This is a genomic window from Streptomyces sp. NBC_00016 (genome assembly GCF_045040885.1).
GTDB lineage: Bacteria > Actinomycetota > Actinomycetes > Streptomycetales > Streptomycetaceae > Streptomyces > Streptomyces coriariae.
Window position 1 is genome coordinate 5306089 of sequence record NZ_CP108304.1, and the last position, 19391, is coordinate 5325479.

Here is a 19391-nt window from a genome sequence, read left to right on the forward strand (position 1 = left end):
TCATAGTGTTTCGGTGGTCATAGCGTGAGGGAAACGCCCGGTTACATTCCGAACCCGGAAGCTAAGCCTTACAGCGCCGATGGTACTGCAGGGGGGACCCTGTGGGAGAGTAGGACACCGCCGAACAAATATTACGGGAAACCCCCGCACCTCACGGTGCGGGGGTTTTCTGCGTTACGGTGCATTCTATGTACACGTATGTGGTTCGGGTCGTGCGGGCTGAAGAGTGGGCCCTGGTGAAGGACCTGCGGTTGCTCGCACTCAGGGATCCGGTGGCACCGCTGGCCTTTCTGGAGACATATGAGGCTGCTGCGGTGCGGCCCGACTCCTTCTGGCAGGAGCGGGCGGCGGGAGCGGCCGAGGGGACTGCCGGCGTACGGCAGTTCGTCGCCGAGGCGGAGGACGGGCAGTGGGCGGGGACGGTCACCCTGCTCCTGGAGGAAGCGGGGACCGTCGACTGGGCCGGTTTCCCCGTAGAACGGCGGCAGGGGCACATCGTCGGGGTCTATGTGCGGGACGAGTGGCGTGGCGGCGGGATGACGCGGGCGCTGCTCGACGCCGCCGTCGACTGGGCCTGGGAGTTGGGGGTCGAGCGGGTGCGGCTCATCGTCCACGAGAAGAACGCGCGGGCGCAGGGGGCGTACCGCAAGGCGGGGTTCATACCGAGCGGGCGGACCGTGCCGTTGGGGCAGGGGACCGGGGAGACGGAGACCGAGTACGAGTTCGTCCTCGAGCGTCCCGAGGCGTCAGACCGGTAGGTCGTGGTGCGGCCAGCGGGCCTTGGCCTGTTCGCGGGAGCGGAGCAGGGCCAGGGTCGGCAGGCCCCGGTCGGTGCCGGTGGCCAACAGGTCCGGGAGCTGGGGGATGGGGGCCACGGCCGCCACATCGTCGAGCACCAGGGACATTGGTGGGTCGAGGCGACCGGAGGATGACCGTTCGGCCATGCGCCGGCCGCGCTCGACCACGCTGGAGACGAGGGCCGTCAGGAGCGGCATCGCGCCGGGACTGGTCCTGGGGTCCTCGATTGATTCACCGAGCACATAAAGACTTCCCCCTTCGTCCACGAAGGAATCCAAGGCAAGGGCGTCAGTTCGGTTGGGAGTGCACGCCTCGCGGATGTTGACCGTGGACAAGGCGGAGAGGGCACGGGAAGTCAGTTCCTGGGCGATGTCCCGGCGTTCGGGGTGGGCGGTGAGGGCGGCTTCGAGTTCGCCCGCCGCGCCCGGGGCGGCCTTCGGGTTGGTCCGGAGGGTGCGGACGGCTTCCTGGATGCCGGTGCCCTGGGACCAGCGGTGGACATGGCGGATGGTGCGGCCGTCGATCGCCGCGGCGTGCAGGTAGCTGCGCAGGAGGGTTTCGGCGGTGTCGCTGACCGCCTGGTCGAGCCGCGAGGTGGGACGTACGGGGGCGAGGAGTGCCGTCGCGCGCGAGATCGCGGTCTGTTTGTCCTCGCAGCCCGTGGTGGGGGACCAGTGGAGGCGGGCCGGGGTGTCGCAGAGGTGGCCGGGGTCGTAGAGGTGGACCGGGCCCAGTTTGGCTCGGGCGTCCTTGGTCTCCTGCCAGAGGGTGGGGCTGGAGGTGAGGATGACCGCGGGGCCCTCGGCGTCCCGGATGGCCTGGATCGCGGTCGCGTGGCGGGTCTCCGGCGGGGCGTAGTGCGCCGCGCCCTCGAAGCGGTTGGCTTCCCATCCGGCAGCCCGTTCACCTGGAACAGCCGGGAACAGGGCGGCGGCAGCGGATGTCGAGGGCTGTTGTTGCTGTTGCGGTTGGAGGGACGGTGAGAGCGAGGCGGCCGACGGGGCCGGCGTCGGCTGAAGGGACTGCGTCGGTGTGGGCGGCTCGGCGTCCGTCCTGGGGGCGGCCTCGACGCGTTGGGTCGGCACCTCGTGTTGCGTCGGTGGCGTCACGGTCTCCTGGACCGGCGTCGGAGCCGGTGCCAGGTCTGCGCGCTTCCTCGCTCGTACCGCCCGCCATCGGGCGAGTGTCCCCATCACGAACACCGTGAGGACGAGCAGGATCATCACCTGGCCGATGAACAGGCCCCAGAACAGCCCGTAGCCCGAGAAGTCCGCCGCCTCCGCTTCGGGCCAGGCGCCGGGGATGTCGTGGGGCCGGGCGATGAGGTGGCGCATGGCCAGCGGGGTGCGGGTGAAGGTGACGCCCGCGGGCCAGGAACCGTGCGCGAAGAGGGCCGCCAGGCCGGTCGCCGTCCAGACCAGCAGGGTCATGCCGAGCAGGAAGGCGAGTATCCCGACCAACAGGCCGTCGGGGATGCCTCCCTGGCCGTGGCCGGGGTCGCGGCGCTGCTCGTCTCCCGGTCTCATGGCGACCCCCTCTCCCGCGTTACGCCACCGTCGACTCGGACGAGCCGTCCAAGTCGGCCAGGTGCTGTTCCATGAAGGCCGCCGCTCGTCGTTCCTGTTCCAGTTCGGCGGCGAGCAGTGCGTCGTCGTCGGACATGGTGCGGTCGGTGGAGGATTCCGTCATCGCCCGGTCGGTGAAGACGAGTGGCCGTTCCGTCTCGGTGATCAGGTGTTTCACCACCTGCACATTGCCGTTGACGTCCCAGACCGCGATGCCCGGGGTGAGGGTGGGGATGATCTCCACCGCCCATCTGGGCAGGCCGATGACCCGGCCCGTCGCCCTCGCCTCGTCCGCCTTCTGGGCGTAGATGGTCCGGGTCGACGCCATCTTCAGGATGGCCGCGGCCTCCTTCGCCGCCGCTCCGTCCACCACGTCGGACAGGTGGTGGACGACCGCCACGAACGACAGGCCGAGGCGACGGCCGAACTTCAGCAGTCGCTGGAACAGCTGGGCCACGAACGGGCTGTTGATGATGTGCCAGGCCTCCTCGACCAGGAAGATGCGCTTCTTCCGGTCGGGGCGGATCCAGGTGTGCTCCAGCCAGACCCCGACGATCGCCATCAGGATCGGCATGGCGATCGAGTTGCGGTCGATGTGGGACAGATCGAACACGATCAGCGGAGCGTCCAGGTCGATGCCCACCGTCGTGGGGCCGTCGAACATGCCCCTGAGGTCGCCGTCGACCAGGCGGTCCAGGACCAGTGCCACGTCCAGGCCCCAGGCCCGTACGTCGTCTATGGCGACGTTCATCGCCTCCGCCGACTCCGGTTCGGGGTGGCGCAGCTGTTCGACGATGTCGGTCAGGACGGGCTGGCGCTCCACGATCGTCTCGTTGACGTAGGCGTGGGCGACCTTGAGCGCGAAGCCCGAGCGCTCGTCCAGGCCGTGGCCCATCGCCACCTCGATGATGGTGCGCAGCAGCGCGAGCTGGCCGGTCGTGGTGATCGACGGGTCCAGCGGGTTGAGGCGGATGCCGTGGTCCAGGGCGGCGGCCGGGTCCAGACGGATAGGAGTTATTCCCATCGCCTGCGCGATGAGGTTCCATTCGCCGACGCCGTCCTCGCCCTGGGCGTCCAGGACGACGACCTGGCGGTCGCGGAAGCGCAGCTGGCGCATGACGTAGGTCTTCTCCAGCGCCGACTTGCCGTTCCCGGACTCGCCGAGGACCAGCCAGTGCGGGGCGGGGAGCTGCTGGCCGTACAGCTGGAAGGGGTCGTAGATGTAGCCCTTCCCGGAGTAGACCTCGCGGCCGATGATGACGCCGGAGTCGCCGAGGCCGGGGGCGGCCGTCGGCAGGTACACCGCCTGGGCCTGGCCCGTGGAGGTGCGCACCGGCAGCCGGGTCGTCTCGACCTTGCCGAAGAGGAAGGAGGTGAAGGCGTCCGTGAGGACGGACAGCGGATCCCGCATCAGCTCATCAGCCCCTACCTTCGGATTCCGGTGGCGAACGGGAGGGTGTTCACGAACGCCCGGTGGTGCTCTCGGTCGCACCACTCCAGCTTCAGGTACGACTTGCCGGCCGACGCCCTTATCGTCCGTTTGTCGCGGGCGAGGGCCTCGGGATTGCGGGAGGAGACGGTGATGTAGCCGACCAGGTTCACGCCGGCCGCGCCGGACGCCAGGTCCTCGCCGCGCTGGTCCAGCCGGGAGTGGGCGGCCACGTCGCGGGGGTCGACGGTGCGGTTCATCTTGGCGGCCCGGCTCGCCTCGGCGTCGTCGTTCGTCTTCTCCGTCAGCATGCGTTCGATGGCGACCTCGGTGGGTTCGAGGTCCATGGTCACGGCGACGGTACGGATGACGTCCGGGGTGTGGACGAGGAGCGGTGCCAGGAAGTTGACGCCCACCGGGGTCATCGGCCACTCCTTCACCCAGGCCGTGGCATGGCACCACGGGGCACGGGTCGACGACTCGCGGGTCTTGGCCTGGAGGTACGTCGGCTCCATGGCGTCCAGCTCGGCCGGCCAGGCGTTGCGCTTGGTCATCGCCTGGATGTGGTCGATGGGGTGGTCCGGGTCGTACATGGAGTGGACGAGGGAGGACAGCCGGCCCTGGCCCAGGGGCTGGCGGACGCGGATGTCCGCCTCCTGGAGGCGGGAGCAGATGTCCGTCAGCTCGCGGGCCATGACCACCGCCAGGCCCGCGTCGCGGTCCAGTTTGCGGCCCGACCGGGGGCGGGCGGCGCGGGCCATGGCATGGGCCTCGGCGGCCAGTTCGCGGGTGTAGTGCATACAGGCGACGAGGTAGGCGCGGTGCTGCTCGCTGCTCGTGGACACCATGGACTGGAGCTGGTCGTAGGAGCGGGCCAGCCAGTCGGGGGATTTCTCGTCCCCGCGGACGGCGACGTCCTTGGCGTGGGCGTCGGGGTCGGCGGGGAGGGTGCGGGCGAGCATCTGGATGCGGGTGACGAAGCCGTCGCCGTTCGCCACGTGCTTGAGGAGGGTGCCGAAGCGGTCGACGAGGGCTTCCTGGTCCTCGCTGTCGCGCAGGCCGACGCCCGGGCCCTCGATCTCGATGGCGGCCGTCACCGTGCGGCGGTCGGCGTGCAGGAGTACGGCGATCTCGTCGGGGCCGAAGGGGGCGGCCAGCCAGCTGATGCGGCCGATGCCCGGGGGCGGGCCGATCTCGATCTCCTGGCCGTCGAGCCGGGTGCCCGCCTCCATGACCGTCGAGCGGTAGGCCGTGCCCTGGCGCAGGGTGCGCTTGTAGCTGCGGTTGATCTCGAACCACTTGTAGAACGTGCGGTGCTTGTACGGCACGTAGACCGCGGCCAGCGCGATCATCGGGAAGCCGCTGAGCAGCACGATCCGCAGGGCGAGGACGGGGACGAGAAGGCCGCACATCATGCCGAGGAACGCGCCGACGACGATGAGCGCGATCTCGCCGGTCTCGCGGTTGCGGCCGACGATCGCGTTCGGCCGGGCGCGGCCGATCAGATATGTACGGCGGGGCGTGATCGCGTGGGACACGTGGGAATCAGCCGTCAACGCCCTTCACCTCCCGTGCGGTTGTTGCTGCTGTTGCGGGTGTTGCTCGCGTGCGGGGTGTTGACCGGGCTGCTCGCGCGGGGAGCGGGTGCGGCGGAGGGGACAGATCCGCCGCCCCCGTTCGGGGTGCGCGAACTGTGCGCGGCGACTCCGCCGGAGGCGGGGTTGGAGGGGCGGGCGCCGGAGGACCCGGACTGGCCGCCGCCGTTGTTGTCCGCACGGGTGCTGTGCGCCTTGATGCCCTGGGCGACGAGGGTCGCCGGGGAGCTGATGACGGCCGCCGCCTTGCCCTCGGCGCCCTGCATGATGCGGTTGTTGCGGGAGCCCGCGATCTCGTCGCCGAAGCCGGGGACGAAGCGGTAGATCATCGCGCTGGCGAAGATGGCGAGCAGGATGATGGAGAGGCCGGAGACGACGGCGGAGAAGGCGTTCGGGCCGTCGGCGGTGGACAGTGCCCCGGCGAGGCCGAGCACGATCACGATGACCGGTTTGACCAGGATGACGGCGATCATGATGCCGGCCCAGCGGCGGACGTGGCTCCACAGGTTCTTGTCGACCAGGCCCGCGTAGACGACGGTGCCGAGCAGGGCACCCACGTAGAGCAGGGCGGCCCGGATGACGAGCTCCAGCCACAGCACTCCGGCCGCGAGGATCGACACCAGGGACACCACGATCAGCATGATCGGGCCGCCGCCGATGTCCTCGCCCTTGGACAGGGCTGCGGAGAAGGTGCCGAAGAACGTGTCGGTCTGGTTGCCGGTGGTCTTCGCGAGGACGTCGGTGATGCCGTCGGTGGCGGATACGACCGTGTAGAGGATGAGGGGGGTGAAGGCGGAGGCCAGGACGGTCAGCCAGAGGAAGCCGACGGCTTCGCCGATGGCGGTGGTGAGGGGGACTCCGCGCACCGCCCTCTTGGCGACGGCCAGCAGCCACAGCAGGAGGGTCAGGACGGTCGAGGCGGCGAAGACGACGGCGTACTGCTTGAGGAACCGCTCGTTGGTGAAGTCGACGTTCGCGGTGTCCTTGACGGCCTCGCTGAGCTTGTCGACGGTCCAGGACGCGGCGTCGGCACAGCCCTTGGCGAGGGAGGAGAGGGGGTCGAGGGTGTCGGAGACGCCGGGGTTGGTCGTCGACGAGGGGTTCTCGCCCTTTTCGCAGTAGTCCCTGGCGGGGCCCCGGATGAGTTCGCTGCACGCGCTGTCACTCGGGGAGGTGGAGGGGGACGGGCTGGGCGTGGGCGCGGCGAAGGCGCGGGTGGCCGTCAGTACCGCGGTCGTCTGAACGGCGGCCAGGGCGGCCGTCACCTTGAGGGAGAGGTGCTTAGCGCGCATAGGTGAACCCTCCGAACTCCTCGACGGCCTTCGTCATGTCGTCGGCGGTGGAGGCCTGCTGATCGCGCCCGACCGGGACGGGCCCGTCCTTCTGCTGGAAGTCGGTGACCTTCCAGTCGTTGCTGGTCCACTGGAGCTGGTAGGTGGTGGTGAACCAGCTCTCGGAGACGGGGTTGGTCGAGGCTTCGCCCGAAAGACCGAAGAGCGAGGTGTACCAGACCTCGACGGTTGCGTTGCTCGCGCTGGACGCCGTCACCTTGGTGCCGACGGGGATGACCCGGGACACGAAGGACTGGCCGTCCGGGGCGGTGCCGTTCTTGTCGAGCCCGATGTTGCCGAGGAAGGTCTCGCTCGAGTACGCGGTGTCCAGCGCGGCCTGTTTGGAGACGGCGATGGCGGGCGCGTACACCGTGTCGACGATCTGGTGCCGCAGGTCCGTGATGAACATGTCCGCCGAGCCCAGGGCCACGGCGTAGTTGGCCGCAGCGCTCTGAGCACCTTGAGCATCGTGCGCGTACCCCGTCGGGATGCCGCCCGTCTTCGCGTCCACCGGCTTCGTGCCGGTGGGCGCCGTGCTGGTCGCGTCCGGCTTGTCGCCGGTCGTGCCGCTGGCCGAGGTGGAAGGGGAATCGTCTCCTCCGCGGTTCGCGAAGGCGATCGCCGCGATGAGGAGGACGACGACGCCGACCACCGTGACCAGGCTCCGTGAGGACGAACGGCCGCCTCTGCGGGCGCCGCCGTAGGGGTCGTTCTCGGGCAGCCGGAGGCGGGTCCTGCCGTACCCGTGACCCTCGTCGGAGCGCGCGGATTCGCCGTAGTCGTGTTCGTCGCCGGGAGTCATGCCGCGTAGGCCCCCTCGCTGCCGTACCGGGACGCGTACAAGTACGACGGTAGCCGTGCTGGTTCCCGCGCGGGCGCGGTGTGGTGACTCGACATCAGGGACATCAGGGAAACGCAACCTCAGCCGGTGGGCACGACAGGTGGGTGGGGGTGGCGGGCCGGGCGTGCCCGGACGGTACTGGGGGTGGTGCGCAGGCCGCGGCTACACGGCCATGCCGTACACGATGGTGAACAGCGTCCCGAGGGAGCCGATGATGAAGACCCCTGTCAGCCCGGCGATGATGAGGCCCTTGCCCTGTTCCGCGCTGAAGGTGTCCCGCAGGGCGGTCGCGCCGATGCGCTGCTTGGCCGCGCCCCAGATGGCGATGCCGAGGCAGAGGAGGATGGCGACCGCCATCACGACCTCGATCATCACCTTGGCCTCGTTGCCCAGGCTGCCGAAGGGCCCCCAGTCCGGAGCGATCCCACCGATGATGGTGTTGATATCGCCTTTGTCGGCCGCGAACAGCATGTAAGTCACCGCCCCTGATGGGTAGTTCCGCAGTTCCTCTGCGGGTGTGCAGAGGTCACGCCTCATTCTCGCCGACAAAGTCGCCGTCGTATGTCGACTTGGCGCCATTGGCGGACGGGAGTCGTACGAATAGCTCGTATGGTCACTCTGTGTATCACGGCAGGTCACGCCGGGCAATGAGGCCGGAGCGGAACCTGTGGTGTGGTTCCGTCGTTAGCCCACTTCACGGCCCTGCGCCGTTTCTGACGGCTGGTCGGGTGAGCGTACGTTTCGATGTTCTCATGACGTTGCGCACACCGGGCATGGCGAACGGGCCACGGCTGGATGCCGAGGCCCGTTCGTCCTTTCACCACGTGTGGCCCCCACGGCCCACGGTGGCTGTTCTGTTGTGGCTTTCGCCTGACGGCAGGTCAGCCGGTGAAGGCGTCCGTGCCCTGCGGGGTGCCGAGGCCGGTGGGGCCGTCGTAGCCCGACTTGGCGGTGCAGAGGTAGGCGGCGCTCGAGGAGCAGGTGCCGTTGCTGCCGCTGGTGACGTCGTTCAGGGCGGAGGTGCCGGCGGCCGCGTAGGGGTAGGAGGCCGGGTAGTCGCTGCTGCCCGGGGTGCCGGCGAGGGCGTAGACCGCGGCGATGATGGGCGCGGAGGCGCTGGTGCCGCCGAAGGTGTACCAGCCGGCGGTGACGCCGTAGGAGTCGTAGACCGAGACGCCGGTCGCCGGGTCGGCCACGGCCGAGACGTCGGAGACGGTCCGCTTGGAGCAGCCGGTGTCGGTCTGCCAGGTCGGCTTGGTGTCGTAGGCGGAGCAGCCGGAGCCGGTGCCCTCGGTGGAGCTGGTGTTCCAGACCTTCTCGGTCCAGCCGCGGGTCGTGGAGGACGTGGACAGGGCGGTGCCGCCGACAGACGTCACGTACTTGGAGGCGGCCGGGTATTCGGCGCCGTAGCCCTCGTCGCCGGCGCTGACGGTGATGGCGACGCCCGCGTGCTTGAAGTACGAGGTGTCGTACGACGTGTCCGAGGAGGACTCCGAGCCGCCGTAGCTGTTGGAGACGAACTTGGCGCCCAGGGCCACGGCCTCGTTCACGGCCTTGCCGAGGTTGGCCATGGACGCGGAGGTGGCCTCGACGAGCAGGATGTTGCAGTTCGGGCAGACGGCGCTGGCCATGTCGAGGTCGAGTGACTCCTCCTCGGCCCAGCCGCTGTCGGCGCTGGGGAGGGAGGTGGTGGAGCCGCTCTGGCTCACCTTCTTGAAGCAGCCGCCCGCGACCGTGCAGGCGGGGAGGCCGTAGTACGTGCGGTACTTGGCGAGGTCGGCGGCGGCGTTGGGGTCGTCGTAGGCGTCGACGATCGCGATGGTCTCGCCGGAGCCGTCGGCCGAGGCCGCGTCGGTCAGGCCGTAGGCGTCCTGGAGGTCGGACGGGCCGTAGCCGGTGGGGGTCGCGGCGGCGGCCTTCGGGGTGACCGCGGCGGTCCTGCCGGTCTCGGCGGCGCGTTCCTTCTGGAAGGCCGTGGTGCCGCCGGTCACGCGGAAGGAGTGACAGGCCAGGTCGCCCTTGTGCTGGGGGGTGGCACAGGGGGTGGCTGCCCAAGTGACCTTGGTGGGCGTGGTCTTGGTGGGGGTCGTGGGTGCCGCGCTCGCGTGGGCCGCGGTGCCGAATCCGGCGAGCACGAGGGCGGCGGTGCCGAGGGCCGAGGCGCCGATGCGGCGCCATCTGCCGGATATGGCCGAGGAGTTGGGGGAAGTCGTCGTACGCAACGGACAGCTCCTGAAGATGGGGTGACAGGGGCGGTGCGGGTGGGGGGTGGTGCGTGCCACCGGTACGTGGTCCCCGGTGGCGGGCGGCGGCCCGCGGACGACTGTTCCCTTGTTGAGTACGCGACAACAAGATGGGTGGCGGAATCCTGACTTCCGCAATACTGAAGGGGGTTCGGGGATTGCTGATCAATGGCGGGCGGATGGTGCGGCGATGGCCGGCGCTTGACCTCGGACGGGTCGGCGCGGCCGGGCCGTGGGGACGTGCGGGGGCTGCGGCGTCGTCGCCTCGGCGCCTCAGGGCCGGGGCACGCTGATGGCGAGGACCGCCGTGTCGTCGTCGACGCCGGTGCCGAAGGTGTCGAGCAGCTCACGGATCGCGGCGACGGTGTCGGTCGCGGTGGTGGGCGCGAGAGCTCGGGCGAAGTCGAGGAGCGCCTCGTCCCCGTAGCGGTCGTCGTCGCTGTTCGCGGCCGTGTGGGCCTCGGTGAGGCCGTCGGTGTGGAGCAGCAGGGTGTCGCCCGCCACGAGGTGGACGGTGGTGGTGGCGATATGGGCGTCGGGCAGGACGCCGATGAGCTGTCCGCCGGGGGTGTCCAGGTGGGCCACGCTTCCGTCCGCCCGCAGGAGCAGGGCCGGGGGGTGGCCGCCGCCGGCCAGGGTGATGCGGAACCCGCCGTGATCGGTGTCGGGGGTGAGCAGTCCGAAGATGACGGTGCAGAAGCGGGGGTCGTCGCCGTTGTACTCGTGGTTGAGCACGGTGTTGAGGTTGGTCAGGACGGCGGCCGGGTCCGGGTCGTAGACCGCGGCGGCGCGCAGGGTGTAGCGGGCCAGGGAGGTGACCGCCGCGGCCGCGGCGCCCTTGCCGCAGACGTCGCCCAGGAACAGTCCCCAGGTCCCCGCGGCGAGCGGGAAGAGATCGTAGAAGTCGCCCCCGACCTTGTCGGGGGAGGCGATGTGGTAGTGCGCGGCCACGTCCAGTCCGGGCACACTCACCAGCGCCGGAGGCAACAGCGTTTGCTGGAGGGTGGCGTTGAGGCGCATCAGCTCCGCGCGCTCGTCCTCCGCCTGCTGCCGGGCGCGCAGCAGTTCGGTCTCGTAGGCGCGCCGGTCGCGGGCGTCGAAGACGGTGGTGCGGATCATCACCGGCTGTCCGTCGCTGTCGGACTTGACCGTGGAGGTGACCAGCACGGGCAGACGGCTGCCGTCGGCCGCCTCGAGTTCCAGGGCGATCCCGCTGATCTCGCCCTGCATGCGCAGCAGCGGGCCGAAGTGGGTCTCGTGGTAGATACGGCCCCCCACGGTCAGCAGGTCGGAGAACGTCCTGCGGCCCACCAGGTCGCCGCGGGCGTGGCCGAGCCACCGCAGCAGGGTCGCGTTGATCTTTGCGATCGTGCCGTCCGGCAGAGTGGAGAGGAAACCGCACGGCGCGTGCTCGTACAGGTCCTCGACGCTGTCCTCCAGCAGCGCGGAGAACGCCGCCCGGTCGTCGCCGGGCCGCTCCTCGGGCGACGGGTGAGCGCCGCTCGCGCCGTTGCCGGTCCCGCCCGTCATCGTGCCGCTGTGACGCAGTGGGTGATCGCGGCAGCCGTTTCCTCCGGCGCGGCGGCCAGGTGGCGGTGGCCGTTCGCGTCCGGGGCGACCGGCCGGCTTCCGCTCCGCACGGTCATTCGACGTGCAGTCATACGTCATATTCTCGCAGAGCACCCCCTTCGCGGTCGGTATCGGCGGACGTGCCGTGCCCACGTCAGGCGTACGGAACATCGCCGGGGGTACAGGGGGTGGTCGGGCGGGTGTCGCTCTCACCGGGTGGGTTGTGGTGCGGGGCGTACAGCTCGCTCGCCGCGCCCCGCGCCGGACCGGGCAGTGCGGCTTCCTTGTCCTCGGTGAGTGCCGGCAGGTGACCTCATGACCAGTACGCAGGACCGGCCCGAGCTGATGGCCCCCGCTGCCGACGCGTCGGCACCGGAGCGGGTGCAGGAGCACGTCCAGGAGCGTGCCGTGCGGATACGCCGTCGCCTGGAGCGGCTGATCGGCATCGCGGCGACCGAGGGCAACGCGCTCACCGCCCTGCGCAACGGAGACGAGATCTTTCCGGCGATGCTGGCGGCCATCCGGTCCGCCGAGCACACCGTGGACATGATGACGTTCGTGTACTGGCGGGGAGACATCGCCGGCGAATTCGCGCGGGCACTGGCCGACCGGGCCGAGGCGGGTGTGCGGGTGCGGCTGCTGCTGGACGGGTTCGGCAGCCGGCTGATCGAGAAGGAGCTGCTGGAGGAGATGGAGCGGGCCGGGGTGCAGGTGGCCTGGTTCCGCAGACCCGTGACCCTTTCGCCCTTCAAGCAGAACCACCGCTGCCATCGCAAGGTCCTCGTCGTGGACGAGCAGGCGGCCTTCACCGGCGGGGTCGGTATCGCCGAGGAGTGGTGCGGCAATGCCCGCAACGAGCGCGAATGGCGTGACACCCACGTCGAGGTCCGCGGGCCGGCCGTGGACGGCATCGCCGCCGCCTTCGCGCAGAACTGGGCCGAATGCCACGACGAGCTCTTCGACGACCGCGACCGGTTCGTCCCGCACCGCCCGCAGGGCGACGCGGTGGTGCAGGTGGTCCGCGGATCGGCCAGCTTCGGCTGGCAGGACATGCAGACCCTGATCCGGGTGATGCTGGAGTCCGCCGAGGACCGCTTCCGGCTGGCCACCGCCTACTTCTCGCCGGACGTCTTCTTCATCGAACTCCTGTGCGCCACCGCGCGGCGGGGTGTGGAGGTGGAGATCCTGCTGCCCGGTCCGCACACCGACAAGCGGGTCTGCCAGCTGGCCGGCCAGCACCACTACGAGGACCTCACCGCCTGTGGCGTGAAGATCTACCAGTACCAGCCGACGATGATGCACGCCAAGGTCATCACCGTCGACGGCGTCGCCGCACTGGTGGGCTCGACCAACTTCAACCGCCGCTCCCTCGACCACGACGAGGAGATCATGCTCGCCGTGCTGGACCAGGAGTTCACGGCCACGCTCGACGGCCACTTCGACGACGACCTGAAGGCCGCCGCGCTGATCCGGGAGGGCCGCTGGAAGCGGCGCTCAGCGCTCCAGCGGGCGCGAGAGGTCGCCGTCATGCCCATCCGCCGTTTTCTGTGACGCCGGCCGGCCGTAATTCGGGCGAACCGTATTCCCGGGAATCCCGCACATATACATGGAAGATTTGAGGGCGTGAAGGGGATTTCGTGGGGCACTTGAATCAGCGGAGGTTGATAATCATGGTTCCCCTGCTTGTTGTTCTGCTTCTCGCGCTCATCCTTTTCGGTGCCGGCTTCGCCCTCAAGGCCCTGTGGTGGATCGCCGTCATCGTGCTGGCGGTCTGGCTGGTGGGCTTCGTGGTCCGGCCCGCAGGACACGGTGGCCGGAAGGGCCGCTGGTACCGCTGGTAGACAAATTCACCGGCACGAAGGGCCCCGTCGGTCATTGCCCGCGGGGCCCTTCGGTATACCGCCGCGCTATTCGGTCCCGTCGTTTTCCAGTACACCCTCGACGAAATGGTCGAATTCCCCTGCCTGAACGCCCAGCACGAACGCGTCCCACTTTCTGCGGTTCGTCGTGACGACGTTCTCCGGGTCACTGGTCGCTCGGAGGTAGACGGGAGCCTCGCCGTCGTCTCCCTCGCCGAAGGCGATCTCGATCCAGGGGCCGGGCCCGGTCGCGTCCGGCGGGGCCGCGCGGGTCCAGATGAGGTCGGAGGGGATGTCAGCCACCAGCCCACCGTATCCCCGCCCCGGTGGAAAGGTGCCGTGGGTGGAGTGCGGGTAGCGTCGTAGGAGAACCATGCGTCTGACGTTTCTCTCACCTTCGTGGGACACAGTGAACCCGATGAAGCGAAACGCCCTGCTCGGTGCGGTCGTCCTGCTGGCCGTCACCTCTGCCTCCGAGGCGGCCGCCGACGGTGGGCCCGGGCCCCTGGGGGTGACGGCCGTCGCGGCGCCCACGGCGCAGTCGGAGCGGGTCGGCGCGCTGTTCGCCGCCGCCGACGCCGACGCGGGCAGACTGGCCGGTGAGCACTTCTGCACCGCCTCCGTGGTGCACAGTCCGCACCGCGACCTCATCGTCACCGCAGCGCACTGCCTCGGCGGGGCGGGCGAGCTCGCCTTCGCCCCCGGATACCGGGACGGCAGGGCCCCCTACGGGATCTGGCGGGTCGAGCGGGTCTTCCTGCCCGACGGATGGGCGCAGGGGCAGGACGAGGACAGCGATGTGGCCTTCGCCGTCCTCGAAGAGCGGGGCGGCGAGGACGCCGAGGACGTGGTCGGCGGCAACCGGTTCGCGACGCGTACCACCACCGGGGCGACCGCCGTGACCGTCACCGGCTACCCCGACTCCCGCGAGGTGCCGGTCCGCTGCACGAACCGGCCCACCGCCCACAACTCCACCCAGCAGCGCATCGACTGCCCCGACCTCACCGGCGGAACCAGCGGCAGCCCCTGGGTGAACGGCGACGGGGAGGTGGTCGGCGTCCTCGGCGGGCACGAACAGGGCGGGGCGACGGCCGACATCTCGTACAGCGTGGTCCTGGGGCCGGAGGCCGCGGAGCTCTACCGGGACGCGGTCTCCGGCCCCTGAGGTGTCACGCGATGCGGTGGACGAGCTGGGTGGTCAGCTCGTAGCGCGCGCCGACGACGGCCAGCTCGCCGGCGGAGATCTTCGCCGCGAGGTCGGGTTCGGCGGCGAGGCGGGAGCGGACGGCTCGTATGTTGGCGTCGATGGTCGAGTCGACGCGGGCGTCGCCCTCCTTCGTCCGGTCGATGTACGGGGTGATCTGGTCGGCCAGGTACTGGATGTGCCGGGGCAGACTCGTGCCGGTGAGGTCCGCCTGGACGGTCGCCTTCACGGCACCGCACGACTGGTGGCCGAGGACCACGACCAGGGGTATGTCCAGCTCGAGCACGCCGTACGCGACGCTGCCGAGCACGGCCTCGTCCAGGACCTCGCCCGCGCTGCGGACGGTCATCAGATCGCCCAGCCCCTGGTCGAAGACCAGCTCGGGCGGCACCCGGGAGTCGATGCAGCCGAGGACGAGGGCGAAGGGCTGCTGACCGGCCGTCAGGCTGCGCCGGACGGCCGGTGTCTCGTCCGGGTGCCGCTCGCGGAAGGTGCGCCAGCGGCGGTTGCCGGCCGCCAGCTCCCGCAAGGCCGCCTCGGCCGTACCGGGGCGCGGAGTGGTGCGGGGACCGGCGCCGGGCGCGGACGTGGCGGCGGACGCGGGGGCGGTGCCGAGGGCCGCGCCGCCCAGGGCCACGGCCCCGGCCATGCCACCGCGCAGCAGGGCGCGGCGGGCGGTGGTGGAGGAGGTGGGGGAGGTGTCGTCGGTGATCACGGGGTGGAACGTATGTCCGAGCCCGAAGTCCGGCGCCCGCGTTGCCCGATCATGGCGATGGATGGGCAATCCGAGGCCGTTCGATGGTGGGCGCTTGAGCCGTCACAGGGCCGCCCTTTACGCGAGACCTCGACGGTGACGCGCGGGGAAGCCGGGCCCGACGCCCCCTCCTGACCGGATGAGGCGCTCCGTTCGACGCGTAACCCCCTTGCGCGAAAGGTGAGTCGGGGTGGGGCGCGAGTCGCGTGGGGCGCGGGGCCGCCACGTGCGGTTTCTCCTTGTTCGTGATCACCCCGCGGCACGGGAGCCGCCTCTACACTGTCGGGGGCGGACTCCCGGGCGGCGAGGGGCGGTTGACGGTGCGTAAGACATGGATCGTGGCGACCGCTGTCGTCAGTTCCGGTGCCGCCTTCATGATGGCGCTCGTCATCGGGGTGTACCTCGTCGGCGGGAGCGCCACGAGCGGGGTGGGCGGTGCGGGCAGAGCACTGGCCAAGGGCGCCGTGCCCGCCGCCTACCAGACGCTCGTGCAGAAGTGGGGCAATCTGTGCTCCGCCATCAACCCCGCGCTGCTCGCCGCCCAGCTCTACCAGGAGAGCGGGTTCAACCCGAGGGCGCAGAGCGCCGCCGCCGCGCAGGGGATAGCGCAGTTCATCCCGGGCACCTGGGCCACGCACGGCATCGACGGCGACGGCGACGGCGACCGCGACGTCTGGGACCCGAATGACGCGATTCCGTCGGCCGCGTCCTACGACTGCCAGCTCGCCTCGTACGTGAAGGACGTCCCCGGGGACGCCACGCACAACATGCTCGCCTCGTACAACGCGGGGGCCTACGCGGTCATCAGGTACGGGGGCGTGCCGCCGTACAAGGAGACCCAGAACTATGTGAAGACGATCACGACTCTGGCGGAGTCCTTCGCCGCGCCGGTCAGCCGGGTGGATCCGTCCGAGCAGGCCGCGGGGGCCATCTACTTCGCCCAGAAGAAGCTCGGCACGCCCTACCTCTGGGGCGGCAACGGCACCGCTGACCAGGGAGGACGGTTCGACTGCTCCGGGCTGTCCAAGGCCGCCTACGAGAGCGTCGGGATCACGCTGCCGCGAGTCGCCAACGACCAGTACAACGCGGGGCCGCATCCGCAGCGGAGCGAGTTGCTGCCGGGCGACCTGGTGTTCTTCTCCACCGACCCGAACAACTCGCGGGCCATCCACCACGTGGGGATCTACGTGGGGGGCGGGTACATGATCAACGCGCCGTACACCGGGGCCGTCATCCGGTTCGACCCCATCGACACGGCCGAGTACTTCGGGGCCACCCGCGTCACCGAAGATGGCGCGAAAGCGCTCCCCACGACCGTCTGAAGGACCCCCGCACCCGGCCCCTGAGCTGCGGGGATCTATCTCTCTTCGATAACGTCTGCGTGATCATTCAGTGGAGAGTGGAACGTATCAACCGGGGCCGTGCGTTCCTGTTGGACGGGCGCATGTGAGGTGTGCCGAGCAGAAACACGACGAAGGGGCCGCAGCACCATGGCTGGACTCGCCGAATCCGGGTCGAACCCCGACGTCGACCTGCTCTATGACATCAACGGGCTCGCGAAGGACGCTCCGCACTGGCTCGACCGGACCGTCGAGTTCGTGGGCGAGTACGGGCTGCTGCTCGCCATGGTGCTGCTGATCGTGTGGTGCTGGTGGGGGATCCGGCGGCGGCGCGGCGGGGCCGAGGAAGCCGCGTCCTCCATCGCCGCCCTGATCTGGGCGCCGCTCGCCGCCGGCATCGCCGTACTGGTGAACGTGCCCATACGGGGATTCGTGGAACGGCCCCGGCCCTTCCTCGACCACGAGGGGCTGGAGGTGCTGGTCTCCGGCAAGACCGACTACTCCTTCGTGAGCGACCACGCCACCCTCACGATGGCCATGGCCGTCGGGCTGTTCGTCGCCCACCGCAGGTTCGGACTCGTCGGGATAGGGATCGCCCTGCTCGAAGGGTTCTGCCGGATCTTCATGGGTGTGCACTATCCGACGGACGTCGTCGGCGGGTTCGCGCTCGGGACCGCGGTGGCCCTGCTGCTGTCGCCCGTCGCCTCCATGCTGCTCACCCCGGTGCTGAAGGCCGTCGACCGGTCGCCCCGGGTCGGCTGGGTCGTGCGCGGCCGGGCCGCCCGGGTCGGGGAGCGGGACGGCTTCATCCCCGGCGCGCGGCCCGAGGTCGCCGCCGAGGAGCGGGATCTCGCGGCCTAGGGCTGCACGTCAGAGGGCCTGGGGGTAGCTGAAGAAGCCGTTCGGGTCGTACTGCTTCTTCAGCCGGGTCAGGCGGGGCAGCGCGTCGCCGTAGTACGCCTTGCGCCAGTTCGTGAGCGTCGGGTCCGCGTAGTTCTGATAAGCCGCGCCCGAGGCGTACGGGGCCATCGCCTTGTGTGCCGTGTTCAGCCAGGACTGGGCCGCCGTCCCCGCCGTGCCGGCCCGCCACGCCCCGATGTACTGGGCCAGCATGCGCGAACGGCGGTGGACGAACGCCGTGGCCGTCGGCGAGACCCGGTTCACCGCGCCGCCCAGCGCGGTGAGGGCGATGCTGCCCGAGCCGCCCTGCACGGACTTCATCTGCTGCAGGAGGGTCTGGATGCCCGCCGCCGAGAGCGAGACGTCGAAGAAGTCGGAGCGGGCCGCGTATGTCTCCCGGCCCAGCGCGCCCTGCGGGGAGCGGCCCGGCGTCGAGCCCGGCAGATGGCACTGGGCGTCGGAGGAGAACGACGAGCAGCCGGCGTAGATCTCCATGGCCGCCTCGTACGTACGGCGGCGGAGCGAGACGTTCGTCGCGGGGGCGCCCACCCGGTCCGCGAGGCGGTCGACCGCGTTCTGGAGCTGGCCGTACGTGCCGATGCAGAACGCGGCCACGGAGATGGTGGGGGTGCCGCCGGTCGCGTTCGCCAGGTGCAGGGAGGACCAGATCTCGTCGGGCTGGGACGGGCCCCACTCCTGCCAGGCCTTCACCACCGCGGCCGCCTTCGACCAGGGCCAGGTGAGGTAGCCCGTCACCGCCTGGGGCGCGGGGTGGGTCTTGAACTCCAGCTCCGTGACGATGCCGAAGTTGCCGTTGCCGGCTCCGCGCAGGGCCCAGAACAGGTCCTTGTTCGTCGTCGCGTCGGCGGTGAGCTGCTTGCCGTCCGCGGTGATGATCGTGGCCCGGGTGAGGCTGTCGCAGGTCAGGCCGTAGGCGCGGGAGACGACGCCGTGGCCGCCGCCCAGCACCAGACCGGAGACGCCGACCGTCGGACAGGAGCCCGCCGGGATCGTCACGCCCTTCGCGGCGAGCGCCCGGTAGACGTCGATCAGCTTCGAGCCCGCGCCGACCACGGCCGAAGTGCCGCTCGCCCGGACCCGGTTCAGCTTGGAGACGTCGACGATCAGCCGGCCGTCGCCCGAGGACCAGCCGCCGTAGGAGTGGCCGCCGTTGCGGATCGCGGCCTTGATCCTGTGGGCGCGGGCGTACGCCAGGACCGTGCGGATGTCGTCGGCGTGGGCGACGTATGCCACCGCCGCCGGCTTGAGGTTGTCGAAGCGGGTGTTGTAGAGCTGGCGGGCCGCGGCCCAGGAGGCCTCGCCGGGGCGGACCAGGGTGCCGTCCAGGTCGCGGGCGAGCGCGGTCCAGTTGGCGGGGGCGGCGACGCTGGTCGTGGTCAGGGGGGCCGTGGTGGTGCCCCCGGTGGCCGGGGCGGAGCCGTCCGTACTGCCGCCGTTCGCCTTGCACGCGGTCGCTGCCGCCGCGACGGCGGCCGTGCCGCCCGCGATGAACGTACGCCGTTCCATGTTCTTGCGCCTTCCCTCGGCCGCCCGTCGGCTGCATGCCGCCTCATGGAGCGAGACGGGGTCATGGGACCACAGGTTCCGGCGGGGTCCGGCGGTGACGGAACGGTGACGTCAGCCGGTCGGACGGTCGGTGTCGGTCGGTGTCGGTCGGTAGGTCGGCCGACAGGCGTCGGGCCGAGGTGTAGGGCCGAGGTGCAGGGCCGATAGTCGGGCCGGTAGGTGTCGCGGAGGATGTCGGCCGGTCAGCCGCCCGTGTGCAGCTCCCCGTCCGTTCTCGCCATGCTTCTCGCCCTGCGGGCCGGGCCGCGCCAGCCGCAGGTGCAGCGGGCGAGGCAGAACCTGCCCTGTTCGACGGTCGTGGTGCTGTGGTCCCCGTCGGTGCGGGGGTGGATCGATCCGTCCTGCTGCGTCACAAAGACAACGTTACCCAGGATCG

General features: G+C 70.4%; 19 protein-coding genes and 1 rRNA gene. 7 read left to right on the forward strand and 13 right to left on the reverse strand.

Translation table 11 applies throughout. From position 1 onward, the window contains the following. Nucleotides 1–9: 9 nt before the first annotated feature. Nucleotides 10–126 (forward strand): 5S ribosomal RNA (rrf, locus tag OG933_RS23515). Between the two features lie 62 nt (nucleotides 127–188). Next, nucleotides 189–758 carry a GNAT family N-acetyltransferase gene (locus OG933_RS23520; RefSeq protein WP_405628803.1) on the forward strand — a complete coding sequence of 190 codons (570 nt, stop codon included), beginning with the start codon at nucleotides 189–191 and terminating at the stop codon, nucleotides 756–758. On the opposite strand, the gene OG933_RS23525 is transcribed toward OG933_RS23520, so the two are convergent. From OG933_RS23525 to OG933_RS23565, 9 genes are all read right to left on the reverse strand, one after another. Continuing rightward, nucleotides 747–2324 (reverse strand): type VI secretion protein, encoded by a 1578-nt coding sequence (locus OG933_RS23525; protein WP_405628805.1) that lies wholly within the window; start codon nucleotides 2322–2324, stop codon nucleotides 747–749. The genes OG933_RS23520 and OG933_RS23525 overlap by 12 nt on opposite strands. 19 nt (nucleotides 2325–2343) lie before the next feature. Then, nucleotides 2344–3774 (reverse strand): ATP-binding protein, encoded by a 1431-nt coding sequence (locus OG933_RS23530; protein WP_020133082.1) that lies wholly within the window; start codon nucleotides 3772–3774, stop codon nucleotides 2344–2346. A gap of 14 nt (nucleotides 3775–3788) precedes the next feature. After that, a complete protein-coding gene (locus tag OG933_RS23535) occupies nucleotides 3789–5348 on the reverse strand; it encodes an SCO6880 family protein (RefSeq protein WP_267022374.1) in 1560 nt (519 codons plus the stop codon). Beyond that, the gene (locus tag OG933_RS23540; RefSeq protein ID WP_405628806.1) at nucleotides 5345–6679 is read right to left on the reverse strand and encodes a hypothetical protein; all 1335 of its coding nucleotides are present in this window, start codon (nucleotides 6677–6679) and stop codon (nucleotides 5345–5347) included. Before OG933_RS23540 ends, OG933_RS23535 begins: the two co-directional genes overlap by 4 nt. Further along, on the reverse strand, nucleotides 6669–7520 hold the full coding sequence (locus tag OG933_RS23545; protein WP_405628808.1) for a hypothetical protein: 852 nt from the start codon (nucleotides 7518–7520) through the stop codon (nucleotides 6669–6671). Before OG933_RS23545 ends, OG933_RS23540 begins: the two co-directional genes overlap by 11 nt. Before the next feature lie 201 nt (nucleotides 7521–7721). After that, entirely contained in the window at nucleotides 7722–8030 is a 309-nt protein-coding gene (locus OG933_RS23550; RefSeq protein WP_003991275.1) for a hypothetical protein, read from the reverse strand. Nucleotides 8031–8440: 410 nt separating this feature from the next. Next, nucleotides 8441–9781 (reverse strand): peptidase S8, encoded by a 1341-nt coding sequence (locus OG933_RS23555; RefSeq protein WP_405628810.1) that lies wholly within the window; start codon nucleotides 9779–9781, stop codon nucleotides 8441–8443. A gap of 294 nt (nucleotides 9782–10075) precedes the next feature. Then, complete coding sequence (locus tag OG933_RS23560; protein WP_362528744.1) at nucleotides 10076–11332, reverse strand: SpoIIE family protein phosphatase; 1257 nt, start codon at nucleotides 11330–11332, stop codon at nucleotides 10076–10078. Then, nucleotides 11329–11463 carry a hypothetical protein gene (locus OG933_RS23565; protein ID WP_405628812.1) on the reverse strand — a complete coding sequence of 45 codons (135 nt, stop codon included), beginning with the start codon at nucleotides 11461–11463 and terminating at the stop codon, nucleotides 11329–11331. The genes OG933_RS23560 and OG933_RS23565 overlap by 4 nt, the downstream gene beginning before the upstream one ends. A gap of 223 nt (nucleotides 11464–11686) precedes the next feature. Here OG933_RS23565 and OG933_RS23570 point away from each other — a divergent pair, with 223 nt between their 5' ends. Both OG933_RS23570 and OG933_RS23575 read left to right on the forward strand, forming a co-directional pair. Continuing rightward, entirely contained in the window at nucleotides 11687–12922 is a 1236-nt protein-coding gene (locus tag OG933_RS23570; RefSeq protein ID WP_405628814.1) for a phospholipase D-like domain-containing protein, read from the forward strand. A gap of 119 nt (nucleotides 12923–13041) precedes the next feature. Then, nucleotides 13042–13212 carry a hypothetical protein gene (locus OG933_RS23575; protein ID WP_028807375.1) on the forward strand — a complete coding sequence of 57 codons (171 nt, stop codon included), beginning with the start codon at nucleotides 13042–13044 and terminating at the stop codon, nucleotides 13210–13212. 66 nt (nucleotides 13213–13278) lie between these two features. On the opposite strand, the gene OG933_RS23580 is transcribed toward OG933_RS23575, so the two are convergent. After that, a complete protein-coding gene (locus OG933_RS23580; RefSeq protein ID WP_362528736.1) occupies nucleotides 13279–13533 on the reverse strand; it encodes a DUF397 domain-containing protein in 255 nt (84 codons plus the stop codon). Nucleotides 13534–13648: 115 nt separating this feature from the next. On the opposite strand from OG933_RS23580, the gene OG933_RS23585 reads away from it, so the two are divergent. Next, on the forward strand, nucleotides 13649–14395 hold the full coding sequence (locus OG933_RS23585; RefSeq protein WP_405628816.1) for a trypsin-like serine peptidase: 747 nt from the start codon (nucleotides 13649–13651) through the stop codon (nucleotides 14393–14395). Nucleotides 14396–14399: 4 nt separating this feature from the next. On the opposite strand, the gene OG933_RS23590 is transcribed toward OG933_RS23585, so the two are convergent. After that, complete coding sequence (locus OG933_RS23590) at nucleotides 14400–15149, reverse strand: carbonic anhydrase (RefSeq protein WP_405628817.1); 750 nt, start codon at nucleotides 15147–15149, stop codon at nucleotides 14400–14402. A gap of 353 nt (nucleotides 15150–15502) precedes the next feature. Between OG933_RS23590 and OG933_RS23595 the strand changes: the two genes are divergently transcribed. Next, entirely contained in the window at nucleotides 15503–16510 is a 1008-nt protein-coding gene (locus OG933_RS23595; protein ID WP_362528731.1) for a bifunctional lytic transglycosylase/C40 family peptidase, read from the forward strand. A 168-nt stretch (nucleotides 16511–16678) separates the two neighbouring features. Further along, nucleotides 16679–17389 carry a phosphatase PAP2 family protein gene (locus OG933_RS23600; protein ID WP_362528728.1) on the forward strand — a complete coding sequence of 237 codons (711 nt, stop codon included), beginning with the start codon at nucleotides 16679–16681 and terminating at the stop codon, nucleotides 17387–17389. A gap of 9 nt (nucleotides 17390–17398) precedes the next feature. Here OG933_RS23600 and OG933_RS23605 read toward each other — a convergent pair whose 3' ends face one another. Further along, complete coding sequence (locus OG933_RS23605) at nucleotides 17399–18955, reverse strand: FAD-binding oxidoreductase (RefSeq protein ID WP_362528725.1); 1557 nt, start codon at nucleotides 18953–18955, stop codon at nucleotides 17399–17401. A 242-nt stretch (nucleotides 18956–19197) separates the two neighbouring features. Further along, complete coding sequence (locus OG933_RS23610) at nucleotides 19198–19368, reverse strand: hypothetical protein (RefSeq protein WP_362528722.1); 171 nt, start codon at nucleotides 19366–19368, stop codon at nucleotides 19198–19200. Between the last annotated feature and the right edge of the window lie 23 nt (nucleotides 19369–19391).

Coding starts and splice junctions, on each gene's coding strand:
- OG933_RS23600 (WP_362528728.1), top strand. CDS start 16,679: ATGGCTGGACTCGCCGAATCCGGGTCGAACCCCGACGTCGACCTGCTC.
- OG933_RS23585 (WP_405628816.1), top strand. CDS start 13,649: ATGAAGCGAAACGCCCTGCTCGGTGCGGTCGTCCTGCTGGCCGTCACC.
- OG933_RS23550 (WP_003991275.1), bottom strand. CDS start 8,030: ATGCTGTTCGCGGCCGACAAAGGCGATATCAACACCATCATCGGTGGG.
- OG933_RS23525 (WP_405628805.1), bottom strand. CDS start 2,324: ATGAGACCGGGAGACGAGCAGCGCCGCGACCCCGGCCACGGCCAGGGA.
- OG933_RS23545 (WP_405628808.1), bottom strand. CDS start 7,520: ATGACTCCCGGCGACGAACACGACTACGGCGAATCCGCGCGCTCCGAC.
- OG933_RS23540 (WP_405628806.1), bottom strand. CDS start 6,679: ATGCGCGCTAAGCACCTCTCCCTCAAGGTGACGGCCGCCCTGGCCGCC.
- OG933_RS23575 (WP_028807375.1), top strand. CDS start 13,042: ATGGTTCCCCTGCTTGTTGTTCTGCTTCTCGCGCTCATCCTTTTCGGT.
- OG933_RS23565 (WP_405628812.1), bottom strand. CDS start 11,463: ATGACTGCACGTCGAATGACCGTGCGGAGCGGAAGCCGGCCGGTCGCC.
- OG933_RS23520 (WP_405628803.1), top strand. CDS start 189: ATGTACACGTATGTGGTTCGGGTCGTGCGGGCTGAAGAGTGGGCCCTG.
- OG933_RS23570 (WP_405628814.1), top strand. CDS start 11,687: ATGACCAGTACGCAGGACCGGCCCGAGCTGATGGCCCCCGCTGCCGAC.
- OG933_RS23560 (WP_362528744.1), bottom strand. CDS start 11,332: ATGACGGGCGGGACCGGCAACGGCGCGAGCGGCGCTCACCCGTCGCCC.
- OG933_RS23605 (WP_362528725.1), bottom strand. CDS start 18,955: ATGGAACGGCGTACGTTCATCGCGGGCGGCACGGCCGCCGTCGCGGCG.
- OG933_RS23530 (WP_020133082.1), bottom strand. CDS start 3,774: ATGCGGGATCCGCTGTCCGTCCTCACGGACGCCTTCACCTCCTTCCTC.